This window comes from Pseudomonas sp. KBS0710 (assembly GCF_005938045.2).
Lineage (GTDB): Bacteria > Pseudomonadota > Gammaproteobacteria > Pseudomonadales > Pseudomonadaceae > Aquipseudomonas.
Genome location: NZ_VCCF02000001.1, coordinates 3,595,286 through 3,608,066, shown reverse-complemented (window position 1 = coordinate 3,608,066; position 12,781 = coordinate 3,595,286). Strand labels below are relative to the sequence as shown.

12 protein-coding genes are annotated in these 12,781 nt (G+C 60.8%); 3 read left to right on the top strand and 9 right to left on the bottom strand.

The features are described from left to right. Positions 1–2 precede the first annotated feature (2 nt). Genes FFI16_RS16225 through FFI16_RS16210 form a run of 4 tightly spaced genes read right to left on the bottom strand, consistent with a single transcriptional unit; the run spans position 3 to position 4,621 of the window. Complete coding sequence (locus tag FFI16_RS16225; protein WP_058420822.1) at positions 3–779, bottom strand: polysaccharide biosynthesis/export family protein; 777 nt, start codon at positions 777–779, stop codon at positions 3–5. 29 nt (positions 780–808) lie between these two features. After that, positions 809–1,720 carry a glycosyltransferase family 2 protein gene (locus tag FFI16_RS16220; protein ID WP_138815439.1) on the bottom strand — a complete coding sequence of 304 codons (912 nt, stop codon included), beginning with the start codon at positions 1,718–1,720 and terminating at the stop codon, positions 809–811. A 1-nt stretch (position 1,721) separates the two neighbouring features. Then, positions 1,722–3,182, bottom strand: a complete 1,461-nt coding sequence (locus FFI16_RS16215; protein WP_138815440.1) for a mannose-1-phosphate guanylyltransferase/mannose-6-phosphate isomerase — start codon at positions 3,180–3,182, stop codon at positions 1,722–1,724. Further along, complete coding sequence (locus FFI16_RS16210; protein WP_138815441.1) at positions 3,182–4,621, bottom strand: undecaprenyl-phosphate glucose phosphotransferase; 1,440 nt, start codon at positions 4,619–4,621, stop codon at positions 3,182–3,184. Before FFI16_RS16210 ends, FFI16_RS16215 begins: the two co-directional genes overlap by 1 nt. 512 nt (positions 4,622–5,133) lie before the next feature. Between FFI16_RS16210 and FFI16_RS16205 the strand changes: the two genes are divergently transcribed. Then, on the top strand, positions 5,134–5,763 hold the full coding sequence (locus tag FFI16_RS16205; protein WP_138815442.1) for a LysE family translocator: 630 nt from the start codon (positions 5,134–5,136) through the stop codon (positions 5,761–5,763). Between the two features lie 18 nt (positions 5,764–5,781). On the opposite strand, the gene inhA is transcribed toward FFI16_RS16205, so the two are convergent. After that, positions 5,782–6,462 carry an isonitrile hydratase gene (inhA, locus tag FFI16_RS16200; protein WP_138815443.1) on the bottom strand — a complete coding sequence of 227 codons (681 nt, stop codon included), beginning with the start codon at positions 6,460–6,462 and terminating at the stop codon, positions 5,782–5,784. Between the two features lie 90 nt (positions 6,463–6,552). Here inhA and FFI16_RS16195 point away from each other — a divergent pair, with 90 nt between their 5' ends. Next, on the top strand, positions 6,553–7,521 hold the full coding sequence (locus tag FFI16_RS16195) for a GlxA family transcriptional regulator (protein ID WP_138815444.1): 969 nt from the start codon (positions 6,553–6,555) through the stop codon (positions 7,519–7,521). On the opposite strand, the gene FFI16_RS16190 is transcribed toward FFI16_RS16195, so the two are convergent. From FFI16_RS16190 to FFI16_RS16175, 4 genes are all read right to left on the bottom strand, one after another. Beyond that, the gene (locus FFI16_RS16190) at positions 7,491–8,417 is read right to left on the bottom strand and encodes an alpha/beta fold hydrolase (protein WP_138815445.1); all 927 of its coding nucleotides are present in this window, start codon (positions 8,415–8,417) and stop codon (positions 7,491–7,493) included. The two genes, FFI16_RS16195 and FFI16_RS16190, sit on opposite strands and share 31 nt — an antisense overlap. An 84-nt stretch (positions 8,418–8,501) precedes the next feature. Then, entirely contained in the window at positions 8,502–9,047 is a 546-nt protein-coding gene (locus FFI16_RS16185; RefSeq protein ID WP_138815446.1) for a GNAT family N-acetyltransferase, read from the bottom strand. Positions 9,048–9,170: 123 nt separating this feature from the next. After that, positions 9,171–10,997 carry a glycoside hydrolase family 15 protein gene (locus tag FFI16_RS16180; RefSeq protein WP_138815447.1) on the bottom strand — a complete coding sequence of 609 codons (1,827 nt, stop codon included), beginning with the start codon at positions 10,995–10,997 and terminating at the stop codon, positions 9,171–9,173. After that, positions 10,990–11,790 carry a glucose 1-dehydrogenase gene (locus FFI16_RS16175; RefSeq protein WP_138815448.1) on the bottom strand — a complete coding sequence of 267 codons (801 nt, stop codon included), beginning with the start codon at positions 11,788–11,790 and terminating at the stop codon, positions 10,990–10,992. The genes FFI16_RS16180 and FFI16_RS16175 overlap by 8 nt, the downstream gene beginning before the upstream one ends. A 256-nt stretch (positions 11,791–12,046) precedes the next feature. Between FFI16_RS16175 and FFI16_RS16170 the strand changes: the two genes are divergently transcribed. Then, positions 12,047–12,763 carry an HAD family phosphatase gene (locus FFI16_RS16170; protein ID WP_138815449.1) on the top strand — a complete coding sequence of 239 codons (717 nt, stop codon included), beginning with the start codon at positions 12,047–12,049 and terminating at the stop codon, positions 12,761–12,763. Positions 12,764–12,781 lie beyond the last annotated feature (18 nt).

Here is a 12,781-nt window from a genome sequence, read left to right as displayed (position 1 = left end):
CTTCAGTTATTGCCGCCGCTGGTTCGGGTGTAGTTGTAGCCAACCCCGATCGATTTGGTGAACGGGATCAGTTGGTTCAAGTAGGTATCCACCCCTTGGATGCGCTCGCCGACATTGGATTTTGGCACGAACACCACATCGCCGCGTTGCAGGTGCACCGGTTTACGTCCGTTGGGACCGGGCTTGAGGTATTGGCTGAAATCCAGGAAGTAGGCGTGATAGGCGCCCTGGGCATCTTCGCGCAGCAGCGCGACCATGCTCGCGTTGCCCGAGGGGTTGACCCCACCGGCACCGACGATGGCTTGCTCCAGAGTGTTAGCCGTGCCCAGCTGCACGGCGGTGGGGTTATTCACCGCGCCGCCGACGATCACCGAGTTGCCCGGTGCCTGGTTGATGTTCACCGTCACCCGTGGTTCGCGATACACCGGCGCGAGCTTGTTGCTCAGCTCGGTGGCCAGCTCCGAGGGCTGGCGCCCGGCGACCTGGATCGGCCCCAGGAACGGGTAATTGATCTTGCCGTCGGTCTGCACCGTGTACAGCGTCAGCTCATAGATGGTGCTGACGTTGAACGCCGACAGCGTCGGCATTTCCCCGGCATCCCGCACGATGCGCAACTGGTCGCCGATGCGGATACGCTCCACCGCTGGCGGCAGTTGCGCAAGCTGGTCGAGGGCTCGTTTGCCGTCTTCAACGGTCTGGTCGTCCGGCGGGACGATGCGAGCGGGCGTATTGCAGGCGGCCAACGCCATCATGGCCAGGACGAGCAAGGTTCGTTTCATCAAGGGGGACTTCCTGTAGGTCATGATGCTCACCTCCAATAACCGGGGAACATGCTGATGCGCCGCTTGAGGGCGAGGGGTAGCCGACGTTCCAGATGGCCCAGCCGGTAGCCGAGCAACTTGAACGCGCTGCGCACCAGTACTTCGGGCACGCGGTGCAATGCACCGGCTGCGCGCAATGCCGCGAGCTCAGCCAGTACATAGCGTTTACCTTCACCGCCGGCATCGCCAAACGCCTGGCGGATCCACGGCTCGCGACCGTAGAACACGCCAATGTCGAAGTAGCGGTGAAACTCATCCATGAGTCGGTAATCGTGGGAGTGGTACACCCGCGCGGTGGCGGCGTAGCGCACGGTGTAGCCTTCGAGCAGCATGCGCGCGGCGACGTAGGCGTCTTCGCTGCCGATCACATCGGCGGGGAAGCCGCCGACGGCCTGCAAGGCGCTGCGTCGGTACACGGAAAACGAGTCGGAGCTGAAGCAGGTCTTGATCCCGAGCGTGGGCGCGTCGGCCATGCGCTTGGTGCGGCTCTGGTCCGGGTAATTGAAGTGCCGCGACTGTGCGCCCAATACGCCGGCGCCGGGGTGTGGCAGTTGGCGACCGTAGGCCACGCCAGTGAGCGGGTCTTGCTGCAGCTCATCGAGCAGGTTGGCGAAGGTCTCGGCATCGGCGGGGATCGCGTCCTGGGTCATCACGATCAGTGCGTCACCGCTCACCTGCTCACTGGCCCAGCGGCGAGTGCCGCCGTGGTTGAAATCACGCGCATCGATCACCTCGACCCGGGCGCCGAATTCGCGAAAGCGCGCCACGGTGTCATCGCTGGAGGCGCTGTCGACTACCAGCATCTCGTCCGGTTGCAGCGTCTGCATGTGCAGCGCAGGCAGCAGTCGCGCCAGGTGACTGGACGCGTTGCGGGTCGGGATGATCAACGAGGTGCGCATGTCACTTCTTCACTTCTGCCGGCGCACGCCCATAGATATCGTCAAAGCGCACGATGTCGTCCTCGCCCAGATACTCGCCGCTCTGCACCTCGATCATTACCAGGTCAATGATGCCGGGGTTGGTCAGGCGGTGCTTGTGCCCGGCCGGGATGTAGGTGGACTCGTTGGCATTGATCAAAAACTCACGCTCGCCATTGGTGATCTGTGCGGCGCCACTGACCACCACCCAGTGCTCGCTGCGGTGATGGTGCATCTGCAACGACAGCGAGGCCTGGGGCTTGACCACGATGCGCTTGATCTTGAAGCGGCTGCTTTCCTCCAGCACCGTGTAGGTACCCCACGGCCGGGTGACGGTGCGGTGCAAGCTGAACGCCGGATGATTCTGGCGCTTGAGTTCGGCGACGATGTAGCGCACATCCTGGCTGCGGTTGGCGTCGGCGATCAGCAGTGCGTCGGGGGTGTCGACGATGATCAGGTCGCGCACGCCGACGGCGCCGAGTACGCGCTTGGGCGAGTCGATGTAGCAGTTGTGCACGTCATGCAAAATCGCTTCGCCATTGACCTGGTTGCCATGCGCATCGCTGGGTGTGAGCTGGCGCAGCGCTTCCCAGGAGCCGATATCGCTCCAGCCGATGTCGCAGGGCACCACGGCGACTTGCTTGGACTTTTCCATCAAGGCCACGTCGATGGAAATGTCCGGCGCGCTGCCGAATGCATCCGCATCCAGTTCGCGCTGGCGCGAGGTTTTGTTTTGCAGGCCATGGCTGTGTTCCAGGGCCGCCCTGGCAGCGGTCAGCACCTCGGGGGCATGGGCGGCGAGTTCGTCCACCAGGGTGCCGGCCTTGAAGCAAAACATGCCGGCGTTCCACAGGTGCTTGCCGCCGTCGAGGTAGGCTTGCGCGGTGGCCAGGTCGGGCTTCTCGACAAAGCGTTTGACCCGGTTGCCGGTGCCCAGCGCGTCACCTTTTTCGATATAGCCAAAACCGGTTTCCGGGTGATCGGGCTGGATGCCGAAGGTCACCAGGTAGCCGGCTTCAGCCAGGTCGCGAGCCTGGGTCACCGCCTCGGCGAACACGACTTCATTGAGGATCAGATGGTCGGCGGGCATCACCAGCAGTTGTGCGTCGTCGCCGAAATGCTCCTGCACATGCAGCGCCGCCACGGCGATGGCCGCTGCGGTGTTACGCCCGAAGGGTTCGAGCAGCAAGTCCAGCGGCAGGTGGGCCTTGTTGACCCCTCGGTAGTCATCCAGGGTGCGAAACAGCAGGTCGCGGTTGGTCACCGTGAGCACGCTTTCCACGCCGGGCAACTTGGCCGCGCGCTGGAAAGTCTTTTGCAGCAGGCTCTGGCCGTCACGCATGCGCATGAAGGGCTTGGGCATGTTCTGCCGCGAGACCGGCCACAGCCGCGTACCCGAACCACCGGAAATGATGCAGGGAATTAATCCGTTGAGGGTGTTCATCAATAGACTTCCTTGGTGGAGAGGACGGCCGGGACCGTCATGAAGACGATGTACAAGTCAAACCACACCGACCACTTGGAGATGTACTCCAGGTCGTACTCGACACGTTTCTGGATTTTGAACAGGGTATCGGTCTCGCCCCGATAGCCGTTGATCTGCGCCCAGCCGGTGATGCCCGGCTTGACCCGATGGCGCGAACTGTACTCGCTCACCGCCACTTCGAAGGGGATACCGGCGGCTTTGGTGGCCGTGGCATGCGGGCGCGGGCCGACCATGGACATATTGCCCAGCAGCACATTGAACAGCTGCGGCAGCTCATCGATGCTGGTCTTGCGAATGATGCGGCCCACCCGGGTAATGCGCGGGTCTTTGCGGGTGGTCTGTTGTTCGGCGGTGAAGTCGCTCTGGTCGGTGAACATCGAGCGGAACTTGAACACGCGAATCTCGTTGTCGTTGTAGCCATAGCGGTTTTGGCGAAACAGCACCGGGCCCTTAGAGTCGAGCTTGATGGCGATGGCCGTGCACAGCATCACCGGCGACAGCGCCACCAGGGCCAGGCTGGCCAGCAGTAAGTCTTCACAGCGCTTGATAAAGGGCGACCAGCCGCGCAACGGCAGCTGCGAGGTGTTGAACATCAGGATGCCGCCCACGTCGGTGATGCGGCTGTGGCCGTAGCGCAGGGCGGCCATGTCAGGCACCAGCATCACGTTCACCGACATTTGCCGCAGGCGGTTGACCAGCCCATGAATGCGCTGCTCGGCGGCCCACGGCAGGCAGATCATCACCTGGTTGACCTGCTCGGCGCGGATCAGTTTTTCCAGGTCACGGGTATTGCCCAGCAACGGCAGGTTGCTCAGCTCCTTGGGAATGCGCTCGGTGCGGTCGTCAATGAAACCGATCAGGCCGGAGCGGATATCGCCATTGCGTTGCAGGTGGTCGGCCACATGCACGGCGGTGTCGGTAAAGCCCAGGATGACCGTGCGTTGCAGGTACTTGCCCTTGCGCATCAGGTTGCGATACAGGCGCAGCATCACCAGGCGTTCAACGCAGAACAAAGCCAGGCTGGCGATGTACCAGACCACCAGGTTGCGCGGGGTCAATTGCGGGAAAAACTGCAGGATCTGGTACATGAACAACAAGATGCAGAACGCCGCGGACCAGGCCACGATGCTGGTGCGCAGGCGCAGGCGGTTGCTGAACAGCTCTTCGGAGTAAATCCCCAGAGCCTGAAACAGAATAATGCTCAGGACTGCAAAAAACAGCAGCAGGCCGAGAAAGTGGGACAGTAGCTCGGGGGCCAGCGGGTCAAGGAGCAACACCAGCACCAAAGGTGGCAAAATCGCAGTCAGGCCGTGGACCAACTTGACGAAAACAACAAAAAATTCAACGAATCCAGCACGGGTCAGAAACAGGCTATCGACTGACGACTTTTCTCGCATAACAACATCCCTCATTGCACTCCAGACTCTCTGTTCGGCTACTTGACCCTGCTAAATAAGAGGACAAATCGAACGACGGCTATGCTGGGTAAAACGCAACTATTTCATCCAAGTGCAACCGTCCAAATGGAGGAAATTGGCAGGGGCAGTGACTAAAAGAGTTTTCCTTTTATTGGCTTAGTCAGAAAATTGACTGTGGAGCGAAGGTGGTATTCCAGACACGTTGGTTGGTGTTTTTATGTGTCATGTTGTTGACATTCCTTGTTCTTGTACCCGGTCTTGGTGTGTGATTTTGAGTGTAGGAACAAATATGGGAATTTTCCTGCTGGATGAGTAAACCTTTTTCGAAGGTGGCAGAAAAAGGGGACAGAGAGGGCGCGGCAACGCCAACAAACAAGGCATGTAGGCTAATGTTTTTTGTGCAGGATGATAGAAATGTATCCAGCACAATTTTTTGTCTGCGCAAGGTTCACCGATTAACCTGCGGACTTTCCCTGGTGGATGGCTTGAGCATGATCGACCTCGCAACCCTCGCGGTGTTTTCCGGCGCTGTTTTGCTGTTGCTGCTGTCACCAGGGCCGAACATGGCGTTTGTGATCAGCCATGGCGTGAGTTATGGCTGGCGCGGGGGTGTGGCTTCAAGCCTGGGGATCTGCGTGGCGGACCTGCTGCTGACTGCCTTGACGGCCTGCGGGGTCACCGCTTTGGTCGCCAGCTGGCCGCCGGCGTTTGATTTGATTCGGTACGCCGGGGTGATCTACCTGCTGTGGCTGGTGTTCAAGACCCTGCAAAAAAACACCGGCCTGGACATGGCCCAGGTCCATCGCGTGCGCTTGGGGCATGTGTTTGTGCAGGCCATGCTCAACAGTTTGCTCAACCCTAAGGCGTTGCTGTTTTTTATGGTGTTCCTGCCCCAATTCGTCAAGCCAGAGGCCGGCTCCATCGCGGTGCAACTGTGGGTGTTGGGCGGCGTTCTAACCCTGATCGCCGGGGTTTTCCATGCCTTGCTGGGCATTTTTGGCGGGGCGATCAGCCGAGTGTTTGCGGGCAGTAGCCACAGCGCCAGGCTACAGAAATGGGGCCTGGCGACCGTGTTGATGCTATTGGCGGCGCGGTTGGCGTTTATGTCTCGGCCAGCCTGATCCACCCCATTCGTGCCATCAGCCCAACCGCGCCGCCGCCCGCGCCACAATTTCACCGCGCACCCGACGCGATTCCGCCGTGCGCTTGTTGGCTTCCTCCAGCACATGTTCAGGCGCGGTGGCCGGGCTGCCCGCGTCAAACGGCGGTGCTGGCGCGTATTCGATCTGCAACTGCACGAGCTGTGCGGCGGCTTCGCTGTACAGCTCGGCGGCCAGGGTCAGTGCGAAGTCGATCCCCGCAGTAATCCCGCCGCCGGTGAACAGGTTGCCGTCACGCACCACGCGCGCTTGCACCGGGATGGCGCCCAGTGGGGCGAGCAGGTCGTGGTAGGCCCAGTGGGTGGTGGCCTTGCGGCCGCGCAGCAAACCGGCCGCGCCGAGCACCAGTGAGCCGGTGCATACCGAGGTCACGTAGCGGGCGGTCTGTGCCTGGGCTTTGAGGAAGTCGAGGGTTTGCGGGTCTTCCATCAAGGCGCCGACGCCGGAGCCGCCGGGCACGCACAGCACATCCAGGCGCGGGCAGTCGGCATACGTCATGGTCGGAGTGAACACCAACCCGGTGCTGGAGGTGATCGGTGCCAGGTCTTTCCACACCAGGTGCAGCTTCACATCCGGCAGCGAGCCCAGCACGTCATAGGGGCCGGTAAGGTCAAGCTGCTGGATGCCGGGAAACAACAAAAAACCAATCTGCAAGGTCATGAAACAAGCTCCGCTAAAAGGGTAGACGGCTTCACTGTAGAGGCCTAGGCTTTGGCGAATACGCCATTGAACCCACAAATCACGCCAATCATGACCCGGATCATCCACGTTCTCGCTTTTGATAATGCCCAGGTGCTCGACGTGACCGGGCCGTTGCAGGTGTTCGCCTCGACCAATGACCTGGCGCGCCAGCGCGGCCTGCCGTTGCCTTACGCGGTCTCGGTGGTCGCCGCGCAGGACGCGCCGGTGATGACCTCCGCCGGCCTGGCGTTGGTGGCCGAGCCGCTGCCCGCGCCGGATATACCCTGCGACACGCTGGTGATCGCCGGCGGCTGGGGCGTCTACGGCGCCGCCGAAGACCCTGCGTTGGTGCAGTGGGTGCGCGAAAAGGCCAGGCACACACGGCGCATGACGTCGGTGTGTACCGGGGCTTTTCTGCTCGCCGCCAGCGGCTTGCTCGACGGCTGTCGCGTGGCCACCCACTGGACCCGCTGCGAAGAGCTGGCGCGCAAGTTTCCCGCGCTGACGGTGGAGTCCAACCCGATCTTTATCCAGCAAGGTGCGGTGTGGACCTCCGCCGGCGTCACCGCCGGCATCGACCTGTGCCTGGCCCTGGTGGAAGAAGACCTCGGCCGCGCCGTCGCCCTGGAAGTGGCGCGGCATTTGGTGGTGTTCCTTAAACGTCCGGGCGGGCAATCGCAGTTCAGCGCAACCTTGTCGCTGCAAAAGGGCGACAGCCGCTTTGCCGACTTGCACGCCTGGATGGCCGACAACCTCACCCTGGATTTGAACATCGCCACCCTGGCCGCCCAGGCCGGCATGAGCGAGCGCAGTTTTGTGCGCCACTACCGCACCGAAACCGGCCAGACCCCGGCACGCGCCGTCGAGCTGATCCGCGTAGAAACGGCGCGGCGGCAGTTGGCCGACAGCACGGCATCGATCAAACGCATTGCCGTGCAGTGCGGTTTTGGCTGTGAAGAAACCCTGCGGCGCAGCTTTCTGCGCGCGTTATCGGTGACGCCCCAGGCTTACCGCGAACGCTTTTCGCCGGTGTCGTGAGCGAGCAGTTCAAACAACGCCTCAAGGGTCACCTGCGGCGCTTCCTGGAACACATTGTGGCCAACGCCCGGCAACACCTGGCGCCGATACACACCGCTGAAGCACTCCAAATCGTCGTCCTCAACCGGGGCCGGGCCGACGCCATCATCGGCACCGCACAGCGAAATGCTCGGCACCGAAATCGGCGGTTGCAGCGCCAGAGCCTGTTCGATCGCTTCCAGCGCCGGGTCGCCAGGTGCATACATGAAGCGATGGCGATAGGAGTGAATGACCACCTCGACAAAATCCGGGTTATCAAACGACGGCGCGGTCTTGGCGTAGAGGCTCGGCCCTTCGGCCCAGGTCGGCGACCACAGGGTCCACAGCAGCGCGCACAGCTCGCGGCGATTGGCGGTCAAGCCGTCCACGCCACGCTGGGTGTGAAAGTAGAACTGATACCACAGTCGGTGCTCTGTGTCGGGCGCACGCGGCTTGAGCGAGTTGGCGATGTCCTGAATGTTGTAGCCATCCCCCGTCACCAACCCACGGACCCGCTCGGGCCACAGCGCGGCGACGATACACGCGGCGCGGCCACCCCAGTCAAAACCCGCCAACGTGGCTTGCGGGATGTGCAGGGCATCCATGAAGTCCAGCAGATCCTTGGCCAACGCCGCCTGTTGCCCGGAGCGCATGACCTGTTCATTGATAAACCGCGTCGGGCCATAGCCGCGCAGGTACGGCACCAGCACGCGGTAGCCACGCTCGGCCAGCACCGGCGCGATGTCATCGTAGCCACGCGGGTCGTAGGGGAAACCGTGCAGCAGGATAATCGGCGCACCGCTTTCGGGGCCGTGGGCTTCGTAGGCAACGTCGAGCATGGAGGTGCGGACGTAGAGCAGTGGGGCGAGTGGGGTCATGACGGTCTTCTCGTAGCAGGCCAGAAATGGAAGAACTCTAGTCAAACGCGGTGACGGAATATCGAGCGAATGGAGGCAATGGTCTTACTTGTCTAGACACTCCCGCGCCAACAACCCCAACACATTGAGGTCATGCCGCTGGCCATTCCAGAACCCGGCCTCTCGCAAAGTGCCTTCAGCTTTAAAACCGAGTCGTTCCAGCAGTGCATGTGACGCGGTGTTCTGCGGGTGCACCAATGCCTCGACGCGATGCAATTGCATATGCTCAAAGCCCCAATCGAGCATGGCCTGCAGGGCTTCGCGCATCAAGCCTTGCCCGCGAGCAGCAGAGGCCAGTTCGCAGGAGAGGGCGCAACTGTTCCAGGCGCGGTTCCACTTGAACAGGCCGCAACTGCCGACCAATTTGCCCTGGTGTTCAAGGCCCCAACGTGTGCCTGGGTTGGGGTGAGTGCGCCATTGGGCGAAGGTGTCGATCAGGGCGTGGGCCTGGACGAGGTCGGTCATGGGGCCGACGCCGTACCAGCGCATGCTTGCAGCATCGGCGTGAATGGCGAACAGCACAGGGGCGTCGGTTACTTGCAGTTCTCGCAGGTGCAGGCGCGGGGTAGCCAGGGTAGGGAATGTGTTCATGGCGCTATTGTCGCGAAAACCTGATCGCGATCAACGATTTTGGCAAAAGGATGCCGCCACACATCTCCCTCCAATTTTCCCGAGCAATCCCACGACAAGTCCGCCCATTGTGCATAGGCAACCTCAGGGTTGCCACACGGTCTTTACCCCACTGAGCTTGCGGTCCAAAAACGTCGCCGCACTGATCAACGCCAAATGGCTCAGCGCCTGGGGCGTATTGCCCAGGTGACGGGCCTGGCTGTCGAATTCTTCGGCGTACAGGCCCAGCGGGTTGGCGTAGCGCAGCAGTTGTTCGAATTCCAGGTGGGCTTTTTCCACTTGGCCGGCGCGGGCCAGGCATTCGACGTACCAGAATGAGCAGGCAGTAAAGGCGCCTTCAGTGCCTTGCAGGCCGTCGATCTGGCTGTCGTCGTTGCGGTAGCGATAGACCATGCCGTCACGCACCAGGCTTTTCTGGATCGCTTCCAGGGTCGACAGCCAGCGCGGGTCGGTGGCCGCGACGAAGCGCACCAGCGGCATCAGCAGCATCGAGCCATCCAGTGCGGTGCTACCGATATGTTGCACAAAATGCCCGCGCTCTTCGTTCCAGAAGTTGCTCCAGATGTCGTTGTAGATGGCCTGGCGGGTCTGGTCCCAGCGTGCGAATGGGGCCGGCAGCGAGCGTTTGGAGGCCAGGCGGATCGCGCGGTCCAGTGCCACCCAGCACATCAGCCGCGAATGCAGGAAGTGATGCTGCTCGCCGCGCATCTCCCAGATGCCCACGTCTTTCTGGTTCCAGATTTCGCACACCTGGTCGACCACCTCCACCGTGTGTTTCCAGCCTTCGTGGGAAATCGCCTCGCCGTATTTGTTGACCAGGTAAACCGCGTCCATCAGCTCGCCGTAGATATCCAGTTGGATCTGGTCAAACGCTTCGTTTCCGACACGCACCGGCTTGGCGTCGCCGTGACCACGCAAATGGTCCAACTCGGTTTCCGGCAGTTCCTGGCGTCCGTCGATGCCATAGAGGATATTGATTTTGGTCGGCTGGCCGCAGCAGTCGCTGACCCGCCCCTTGAGCCAGCGCATGTAGCTGTTGGCTTCCTCGACAAAGCCCAGGCGCATAAAGGCGTAGACGGTGAACGAGGCGTCGCGGATCCAGGTGTAGCGGTAGTCCCAGTTGCGTTCGCCGCCGGGAGATTCGGGCAGGCCGAAGGTGGCGGCGGCGATGATTGCGCCGTGTTTGCGTGAGGTCAGAAGCTTCAAGGCCAACGCCGAGCGGTTGACCATTTCACGCCAGCGTCCACGGTAATTGGACTGCGCGATCCAGCCGCGCCAGAACTTCAGGGTGCGTTCCAGGTACAGGTCGGTGCAGTCGTTGGTGACGCGTGGGTCGTCGGCGCCACCGAGGACAAATTCGGCGCCTTCCTCCTGGTTCAGGCTAAAGCGTGCGACTGCTGCCTGGTCTTCAAGGCTCAGCGGGTGGCTGCCGATCAGGCGCAGGCCGGGCTGGCCGTCAGCGGTAAACAGCACGCCGCCGTTGTCGGCCGTCGCCTGGGTCGTCGCGCGGGCGTAGTCATGGCGCACGGCGCAGCGCAGGTGAAGGGTGGCTTTGCCGCTGACCACACGCACGCGGCGAATCAGCAACGGCAGTTCATCGACGTCTTCGCTGACGGTCAGCAGGTCGGTGATTTCCACCACCGCTTCATCACTCAGCCAGCGGGTTTGCAGCACATTGGTGTCGGGCAGGTAGATTTGCTCGCGGCGCGCGTTGGGCAGGTCGGGGGTGAGTTGGAAAACACCGGCTTCGGGCGTGTCCAGCAGCGAGCAGAAGATCGAAGGGCTGTCGAATTCCGGCCAGCAGAAAAAATCGATGCTGCCTTTGTCATTAACCAATGCGGCGCTGCGCATATCGCCAATGATGCCGTGGGCATCGATGGCGCTCTGTTGTTCATTCTTGAAATCAACCATTGCCGCGAAACTCCGGATAAAGGCTCATGCCGCCATCAATAAACAAGGTGCTGCCCACTACGTAATCGGAGGCATCACTGGCCAGCCAGACCACCGCGTTGGCGACGTCTTCCACATCGCCCACGCGGCCGTAGGGAATCAACTTGAGCAGTTGTTTTTCAGCCGCGCCTTCAGTGGCCGCACGGTTGATTGCGGTGCGAATCGCCCCGGGTGCGATGCCATTAATGCGGATGCGCTGTTCGCTGACTTCCTGGGCGAGGGTGCGCATCAGCATCTCCACGCCGCCTTTGGAGGCTGCGTAATTCACATGCCCGGCCCAGGGGATGATCTGGTGCACCGAACTCATGTGGATGATTTTCCCGGCCGCCCGCGATACGCCGTCGCGAATGCCTTGGCGATTGAAGATCCGCACGGCGGCGCGGGCGCACAGGAACTGGCCGGTGAGGTTGACGCCGATCACGGTGTTCCAGTCCTCAAGGGTCATGTCGACCAGATTGGCGTCTTTTTGCAGGCCCGAGTTGGCCACCAGAATGTCCAGATGGCCGAAGGCGTCGAGGGTCTGGGCGAACAAGCGCTCCACGTCGGCCTCTTTGGACACGTCACCACCGATGGCAATCGCCCGCCCGCCGTTTGCGTTGATTTGCGCGGCGAGGGCTTCGGCCGGCGCCGCCTGGGAATTGTAGTTGAGCACCACGGCCGCCCCGGCTTCGGCTAACGCCTTTGCCGCACCTGCGCCGATGCCGGAACTGGCGCCGGTGACCAGGGCCACTTGTTGCTGCAAGGAGATCTGCATTGCCCACCCACCGTTTTATCAGAGTCCTTTGTGCTGACTGGCACGCGTCGGTAGAAGTTCAGCAGCCTCAGGTGGGTTTTTCTGCGCAGGGCTTCTATTTTATGGAATAAAAAACAGCTCGCAAATAATTAAAAGTAATTAATAATCCACTAAAAACCGTTTGACAGGATATTGCTGTGGGCGTCTTATAAGCACACCTCAATGTGCTCCGCTGGTAGTTCAGAAGTCATCGCGGATATACCTATAAGAGATGCCTATGCACCCATCGGCCTTTATAGGGGAACTACCAGTTCAGGGGGCGGCGCTTGTCCGTGTGGGCGTGCCTAAGTTAGTGATCTTCGATTGCGACGGTGTACTCGTGCAAAGTGAAGAAATCACCCTGTCTGTACTGATTTCCCTGCTGAATGAACAAGCACGTCGTGATGCGCATGAGACTACGGGTCTTGACTTAGTAGAATTCATTGAGCGATTTCGCGGGCGAAAGATTGCCGACTGCTTACGTGAAGCCGAACGGGTATTGAATATTTGCCTGGACAGTCAGTTTGAAGAAAGTTATCGCCAGCGTGCTGGGATCGCTTTGACCGCGCATTTAAAACCTACTGAGGGTATCAGTGAGGTGCTCGAGAACTTGAGTATTCCTTTTTGCGTAGCCTCAAGTGCGCCCCGGCATAAAATAGAACACTGTTTGCGTCTCACCGGACTGCTCTCTTATTTTGAGGGGCACATATTCAGTTGTTATGAGTTAGGTCGCTGGAAGCCGGATCCTCTGGTGTTTTTGACGGCGTGCGCCACTTATGACGTTGATGTTCGTGATGTATTAGTTATTGAAGACAGTGTGGCCGGTATTCAGGCGGCGATTGCGGCAAACATCAGTGTATTGGGTTTTGGACCGGTCGATCGGCATTCAATGTTGGTCGATGCGGGGGCGTTAGCGTTTTCCGATATGCGTGAATTACTCACGATTCTACAGTGATATGACAACTCAAGGAGG

Bases quoted from the DNA above. Each gene is read 5' to 3' on its own strand.
- FFI16_RS16225 (WP_058420822.1), bottom strand. From the start codon at position 779: ATGAAACGAACCTTGCTCGTCCTGGCCATGATGGCGTTGGCCGCCTGC.
- FFI16_RS16220 (WP_138815439.1), bottom strand. From the start codon at position 1,720: ATGCGCACCTCGTTGATCATCCCGACCCGCAACGCGTCCAGTCACCTG.
- FFI16_RS16215 (WP_138815440.1), bottom strand. From the start codon at position 3,182: ATGAACACCCTCAACGGATTAATTCCCTGCATCATTTCCGGTGGTTCG.
- FFI16_RS16210 (WP_138815441.1), bottom strand. From the start codon at position 4,621: ATGCGAGAAAAGTCGTCAGTCGATAGCCTGTTTCTGACCCGTGCTGGA.
- FFI16_RS16205 (WP_138815442.1), top strand. From the start codon at position 5,134: ATGATCGACCTCGCAACCCTCGCGGTGTTTTCCGGCGCTGTTTTGCTG.
- inhA (WP_138815443.1), bottom strand. From the start codon at position 6,462: ATGACCTTGCAGATTGGTTTTTTGTTGTTTCCCGGCATCCAGCAGCTT.
- FFI16_RS16195 (WP_138815444.1), top strand. From the start codon at position 6,553: ATGACCCGGATCATCCACGTTCTCGCTTTTGATAATGCCCAGGTGCTC.
- FFI16_RS16190 (WP_138815445.1), bottom strand. From the start codon at position 8,417: ATGACCCCACTCGCCCCACTGCTCTACGTCCGCACCTCCATGCTCGAC.
- FFI16_RS16185 (WP_138815446.1), bottom strand. From the start codon at position 9,047: ATGAACACATTCCCTACCCTGGCTACCCCGCGCCTGCACCTGCGAGAA.
- FFI16_RS16180 (WP_138815447.1), bottom strand. From the start codon at position 10,997: ATGGTTGATTTCAAGAATGAACAACAGAGCGCCATCGATGCCCACGGC.
- FFI16_RS16175 (WP_138815448.1), bottom strand. From the start codon at position 11,790: ATGCAGATCTCCTTGCAGCAACAAGTGGCCCTGGTCACCGGCGCCAGT.
- FFI16_RS16170 (WP_138815449.1), top strand. From the start codon at position 12,047: ATGCACCCATCGGCCTTTATAGGGGAACTACCAGTTCAGGGGGCGGCG.